This is a genomic window from Streptomyces ipomoeae 91-03, from assembly GCF_000317595.1.
GTDB classification, from domain to species: Bacteria; Actinomycetota; Actinomycetes; order Streptomycetales; family Streptomycetaceae; genus Streptomyces; species Streptomyces ipomoeae.
In genome coordinates this window covers 1-5,685 of the sequence record NZ_AEJC01000463.1, presented here as the reverse complement: position 1 = coordinate 5,685, position 5,685 = coordinate 1, and the positions used below count along the sequence as shown (strand labels likewise).

The following is a 5,685-nucleotide window of genomic DNA, read 5'->3' as shown; positions in this document are numbered from 1 at the left end:
CCCGTGCCCGGCTGTTCGACCATCCGCGCGGTGATCAACCCCGACAAGCCGGGGCACGAGGTTCCCTGCTCACCCCGGCGGCGGGTCGGCCGAGGCGTCGTGCGGCGGTAGGCCGTACCGGGCCTTGTGACGCGATACGCCGCCCGGGCCCCTCTGGTGAGTTTCTGCTGACCCCTGCCGACACGGCACTCAGCAGGTCGGCGACCACCCGGCCATGCCCGTCCGCGCGGCACCGGTGACGGCCATGGCCACGCTCCCTGAATGACGCCGGCGGGTCCCGGACCAGGGGCCCGCCGGTGCGTGCGGCGCTCGAACCCGACCGGTATTCACCGCGGCCGTACCGGCGATCTACAGTCCTTCTCACACGTGATCGATGACGAGGGTGAAGTGAAGGATTCCGCCGGTGCGTTCGAAACCCGTGCACGATGGCAACCCCGGCGACAACCCCGGCGTGGAGGCCGGCCGGGGCGACGAACCGGACAACGCTGAATGACGGCGCGCCGTGCGGCCCTCGATCATGTGCTGGGCCTCATCGCCGGGGCCCCGTGGAGCGAGAGCCTGGTTCTGCGCGGAAGCATGGTCATGCCCGCGTGGGTCGGCGGCCGGGCACGTGAGCCCGCGGACCTGGACTTCGTGGTGCTGCCCGAGCTGAACAGCCCCGTTGATCCGTTCGATCCATACCCGTACGTGGACCGGATCGACGTCGTCCAGCAGTGGCCGGAGGCCTTCGACGGCGCGGCCCGGTACGAGATCTGGACCGACGGGGAGGAGGAGTGCGAGACACGCGGACGGCGCCCACGCACTCCCCCGGACGGGCTGCGCTGGGAAATGGACCCCGATTCATCGGGCCCCGTTCCGCCCTATGACGACCTGCTCGACCTGGTGCGCCGGCGGCCGGAGGTGGCACCGGGAGTGGTGCTCGACGCGGACAACGCCCGCCGGGACCACACCTGGGGGTATGCCTACAGCGGGTACGACACCGCCGGAGTGCGGGTACTCATCCCGTGGCGGACGGAGGGGGTGCCCGGCGGTGAGATCCAGCTCGATTTCGCCCTGGATGAAAGGCTGCCCCACCCCCCGGTGTGGACCCTGGTGCCCCGCGGCGACGGCGGCGCACCGTCGATCATTCGAACAGCGAGCCGGGAACTGTCACTGGCCTGGAAGCTTCTGTGGCTGCATGCCGACGCCGCGGCCGGCGAGGGACCGCGGTGCAAGGACCTGTACGACGCCGTTCTCCTGGCAGAGGACGAACGCACCCTGCTGTCACCACGGATCTTGCGGAGGGTTCTCCATGGCTCCTCGGCGGGTACGCGAGCGGATGGCTTCGGCCTGGACTCGGTGCGGTTCGATGAAGCGGACTGGGCGGCATTTCGAGCGGATCACCCCGGTGCGCGGGGAACCGCACAAGGTTGGCTGCATCGGCTCACCACAGCTCTGACCTCCCTGTCCACCAGGCCCGATGGAGCTTCCCACCAGACCTAGGCGGCAGCCTCCGTCTTGGCTTCGGACTCCTCCTGCCGCCCGCGCAGCCACACGTACACCGGGATGCCCGCGAAGAGGAACAGGACGCCCTGGTAGACGGCCGCGTAGCCCGCGCCGGCGATCAGCCAGAAGGAGAAGGCGAAGGAGAGGGCGGCGACGATCAGGTCACGGGCGAGCCCGGCCGGACGGACCCGCTCGCGCGTTCCCCTGGCCAGCCAGTACAACTGGGCGGCGGCGGAGAGCAGGTAGGGGACGCAGCCGGTGAACGTGGTGATGAGGACCAGGACACGGAAGGCGGTGTCGGGGTCGTCGGCGTAGTTCACGACGATGAGGATCGTGCCGAGGCCGGCGGTGGCGAGCACGCCGAAGCCGGGGACCCCGCCCTTGCCGACGCGGGCGAAGGGCTTCGGGAAGAGCCCGTCGCGGGCGGCGGCGTACGGCATCTGGGCGCTCAGCAGGATCCAGCCGTTGAGGCAGCCGACGATCGAGGCGACGGCGACCAGCGCGATCACCGTGCCGCCCGCGCTGCCGCCGACGATCGAGTTCACCGCGTCGGCGAACGGCGCCCCGGAGTTCACCAGCTTCTCGTGCGGGACCAGGCCGAAGACGGCGACCGTGCCGAGGATGTAGACGAGCGCGGAGGCCAGTGTGCCGAGGACGCTGGCGCGGCCCACGTTGCGCTCGGGGTCCTTGACCTCGCCCGCGCTGACCGCGGCCGACTCGACGCCGAGGAAGCTGTAGAGGAGGAGCGCGGCGGAGGCGGCGACCGCGCCGGGGACGCTCTCGCCGGAGGAGTTGAAGGGGCCGAAGTTGTCGGTGTCGATGAAGAAGACACCGATCGTCGCGACCAGCAGCAGCGGTACGAACTTCAGCACCGTGGAGACGATCTGCACGGCACCCACCCAGCGGGTGCCGGCGAAGTTCGCGGCGGCCGGCAGCCACAGGGCGGCCAGGGCGACGGCCGCCAGGACGACCTTGCCGTCGCCCAGAGGTATCAGCACGTCGACGTAGCCGACCACGCCGACGGCGAGGGCGGCGATGCTGACCCAGCACATCGTCCAGTACGACCACGCCGACAGGAAGCCCGCGAAGGGCCCGAAGGCGTCGCGCGGGTACACGTACAGCCCGCCGGTGACCGGGCTGCGCCTCGCCAGCTTGCCGAAGAGGAGGGCCAGCAGCACGGCGGCCACGGAGAGGACGACGAAGGCAAGCAGACTGACCGTGCCGTACGGGGCGACTGCGGCGGGGAGGGTGAAGATGCCGCCGCCGATGATGTTGCCCATGACGAGGGCGGTGGCTGCGGCGAGGCCGAACTTGCGGCCGGGGGACGCGCCCTCGCCACCGGTCCCGGTGGGGGTGGGGGGCGGCGTCGGCTCGGGCTCGGTGGTCTCGGGGGTGCTGGGCGCGGTCATGGCGGTTCCCGGGGAGATGCGGCGGGTCGGGGCGGGGGGCACGTGATCGTAACCCGGCATCCCACATACTGGGCAACCTGTTCATGTAATGGACACAATCGGCTGTCCCGGATGCGTCGACTAGCGTCGTGGCATGACCAGCGACGCCCGCCTCTCCGCTCCCCTCCTCGCCGACGCCCTCGCCGCCGGGACGCTCGTCCTCGACGGCGGCATGTCCAACCAGCTCGAATCCGCCGGGCACGATCTGAGCGACGAACTCTGGTCGGCACGGTTGCTGGCGGAGCAGCCGGAGGCGATCACCGAAGCGCATCTCGCCTACTACCTGGCGGGCGCGGACGTGGCCATCACCTCCAGCTACCAGGCCACCTTCGAGGGCTTCGCGAAGCGTGGCATCGAGCGCGAGAAGGCGGCCGAACTGCTCGCCCTCAGCGTCGAGTTGGCCCTGGACGCGACCGAGCAGGCGTGGGCGAAGGGCGTCACGCGGCCCCTGTACGTGGCGGCCTCGGTCGGGCCGTACGGCGCGATGCTCGCGGACGGCTCCGAGTACCGGGGGCGGTACGGGCTGAGCGTGGCCGAACTGGAGGCCTTCCACCGCCCCCGTCTTGAGGTGCTGGCCGCCGTCGGGCCGGACGCCCTGGCCCTGGAGACGATCCCGGACACCGACGAGGCCGAGGCGCTGCTGCGTGCGGTGCGCGGGCTCGGGGTGCCGGTCTGGCTGTCGTACTCCATCGCCGCCGACCGCACGCGCGCCGGGCAACCGCTGGAGGAGGCCTTCGCCCTGGCGGCGGAGGCCGAGGAGGTCATCGCCGTCGGGGTGAACTGCTGCTCCCCCGAGGACGTGGACGGTGCCGTCGAGATCGCCGCCCGGGTGACCGGGAAGCCGCCGGTGGTGTACCCGAACAGCGGGGAGGCCTGGGACGCGTCCGCCCGGGCGTGGACCGGACGTTCCACGTTCACGGCCGAGCAGGTGGAGGGGTGGCGGGCGGCCGGCGCCCGGTTGATCGGCGGGTGCTGTCGGGTCGGGCCTGAGGCGATCTCGGCGATCGCGACGACGTTGAACTGACCAAACGGTTGCTTGAACCGACCGCCGGTTGTTGAACCGGCCACCGGTCGCCGCGCATCGGGGACATGCCCATCGCAGTCACCGTTCGGAGTGACGGTTCGGACGGGAGGCAAGGCTCACCGGGCACGTTCCGGAGCGGTGTCGTGGAGCAGTCGGCAGAACTCCTCCTCCAGGCTCGCGACCGGTTCGGCGAGTTCGAACACCTCGACACCGATGGCCGCCGCTGTGGCCAGGATCGTCTCGGCGCCGGTCCCCTGGACGAGCACGCCATGTGCCGCCTCCGACGACCGGATGTCGCCCGCGTGGGAGGCCAGCTCGGCGGCCATGCGGGCGTCGTCCGAGGTACGTACCCGCAGCGCGCCCCCGGCGGGGCAGGAACGGCGGCGCAGGGCCTCGACGGGACCGGTGAAGAGGATCCGCTTGCGCAGCGCGATCACGCGGTCCGCGGTCTGCTCCACCTCGGCCAGGGCACGGCTCGACAGCAGCACGGCGCACCCCTGATCGGCCAGGCTTCGCAGGAGGGTCCGCAGCCAACGGACGCCATGCGGGTCCAGGCCGGCTGCGGGCTCGTCGAGGATGAGGACGCGCGGGTCACCGAGCAGTGCGGTGGCAAGGCCCAGGCGACGGCGTGCGCCCTGGGAGTAGGTTGCGACCTTCTCCCCCGCGACATCCTCGATGTCGGTCACGGCCAGGACTTCGTCCACCCGTCGAGCCGGGACACCCGCCTCGGCGGCGGCGGCCAGCAAGTGCCGGCGGCCCGTGAGCGCGGGGGGTGTGTCGGCTGTGTCGAGAGCCACCCCCACCCGCCGGGCCGAGCCCGGAAGTTCCGCGAAGGGTTTACCGAGCACGGTGGCGGTTCCGCGATCCGGGACTACCAGACCGGCCAGTATCCGCAGGCAGGTCGTCTTCCCGGCGCCGTTCGGCCCGAAGAGTCCGGTGACCTCACCGAACTGGACGGAGAAGGTCACGTCCTCGATCGCGGTCCGGGCGCCGTAGCGTTTGGTCAGCCCGGAAAAGGAAATGGCGGCCGTCAAACTCTCTCGCTCCTTTCTGATTACTTTTTTACGTTCAGCTGCACAGACACATTGATCGGCTTGTCTCGGTCGCTTGCGGGATCGACATAGGACCTGGCGACCCGAAGACCTGGCTTTCCATTGTCCCGTGCCCCTTGAACCCAGTCCGTCGGATACCAGTCCACCCGATCCTTGGACGACACCCACAAGTGCCAGCTACTTATCTTCTTCCCCTTGAAATACTGCTCTGTGTAGATGCTCCAGGGATTGCTCTCCTTGCCGTAGTAGTAAACTCCCGTGGCGACCCTTATCTTGTACCCGGCCCCGTCCTTCTGGCGTACGAGACACGTCTTTGCCTTGAGCGGTACGGGCTCGGAGGACGCCGCGGGAATTTTGACCCACTTGCTGCATTTTTTCTGGGCGGGCGCAGCCGACGCTTCTCCCGTATTGACGAGAGTCAGCGATGCGATTGCCAGGACGGCAGGCAGGGCGCAACGGCAGAGGAAAGTACGCTTCATTTCCCTCACGTCCTTTCGATGACTTTCGGCGTGGCCATGGTGGCCCAAGATGTCCACATGCGATTGCGGAACATCTGATCCTCATCCTCACACCCGGCGGACGGGAAGTGCAGTCCCGATATTTCGGGACTTGACATTGGGCAGGACGCCTGTCTGACGCAGGCCGCAGTGCCGTGACGTGCGGTGACGTGCGGCGA

General features: G+C 69.7%; 5 protein-coding genes. 2 read left to right on the top strand and 3 right to left on the bottom strand.

Features of this window, described 5'->3' with window-relative positions; all coding sequences use genetic code 11:
• The first annotated feature begins 489 nt into the window (after positions 1–489).
• The gene (locus STRIP9103_RS30275; protein WP_009326784.1) at positions 490–1,482 is read left to right on the top strand and encodes a nucleotidyl transferase AbiEii/AbiGii toxin family protein; all 993 of its coding nucleotides are present in this window, start codon (positions 490–492) and stop codon (positions 1,480–1,482) included.
• On the opposite strand, the gene STRIP9103_RS30270 is transcribed toward STRIP9103_RS30275, so the two are convergent.
• Complete coding sequence (locus STRIP9103_RS30270; RefSeq protein WP_009326787.1) at positions 1,479–2,894, bottom strand: amino acid permease; 1,416 nt, start codon at positions 2,892–2,894, stop codon at positions 1,479–1,481. The genes STRIP9103_RS30275 and STRIP9103_RS30270 overlap by 4 nt on opposite strands.
• A gap of 133 nt (positions 2,895–3,027) precedes the next feature.
• On the opposite strand from STRIP9103_RS30270, the gene mmuM reads away from it, so the two are divergent.
• The gene (gene mmuM, locus STRIP9103_RS30265; protein WP_009326783.1) at positions 3,028–3,957 is read left to right on the top strand and encodes a homocysteine S-methyltransferase; all 930 of its coding nucleotides are present in this window, start codon (positions 3,028–3,030) and stop codon (positions 3,955–3,957) included.
• 116 nt (positions 3,958–4,073) lie between these two features.
• Here the strand turns inward: mmuM and STRIP9103_RS30260 are convergent, their stop codons facing one another.
• Both STRIP9103_RS30260 and STRIP9103_RS50205 read right to left on the bottom strand, forming a co-directional pair.
• Positions 4,074–4,991, bottom strand: coding sequence for an ABC transporter ATP-binding protein (locus STRIP9103_RS30260; RefSeq protein ID WP_009326786.1), 918 nt, complete (start codon positions 4,989–4,991; stop codon positions 4,074–4,076).
• 20 nt (positions 4,992–5,011) lie between these two features.
• The gene (locus STRIP9103_RS50205; protein ID WP_158696921.1) at positions 5,012–5,488 is read right to left on the bottom strand and encodes a hypothetical protein; all 477 of its coding nucleotides are present in this window, start codon (positions 5,486–5,488) and stop codon (positions 5,012–5,014) included.
• Between the last annotated feature and the right edge of the window lie 197 nt (positions 5,489–5,685).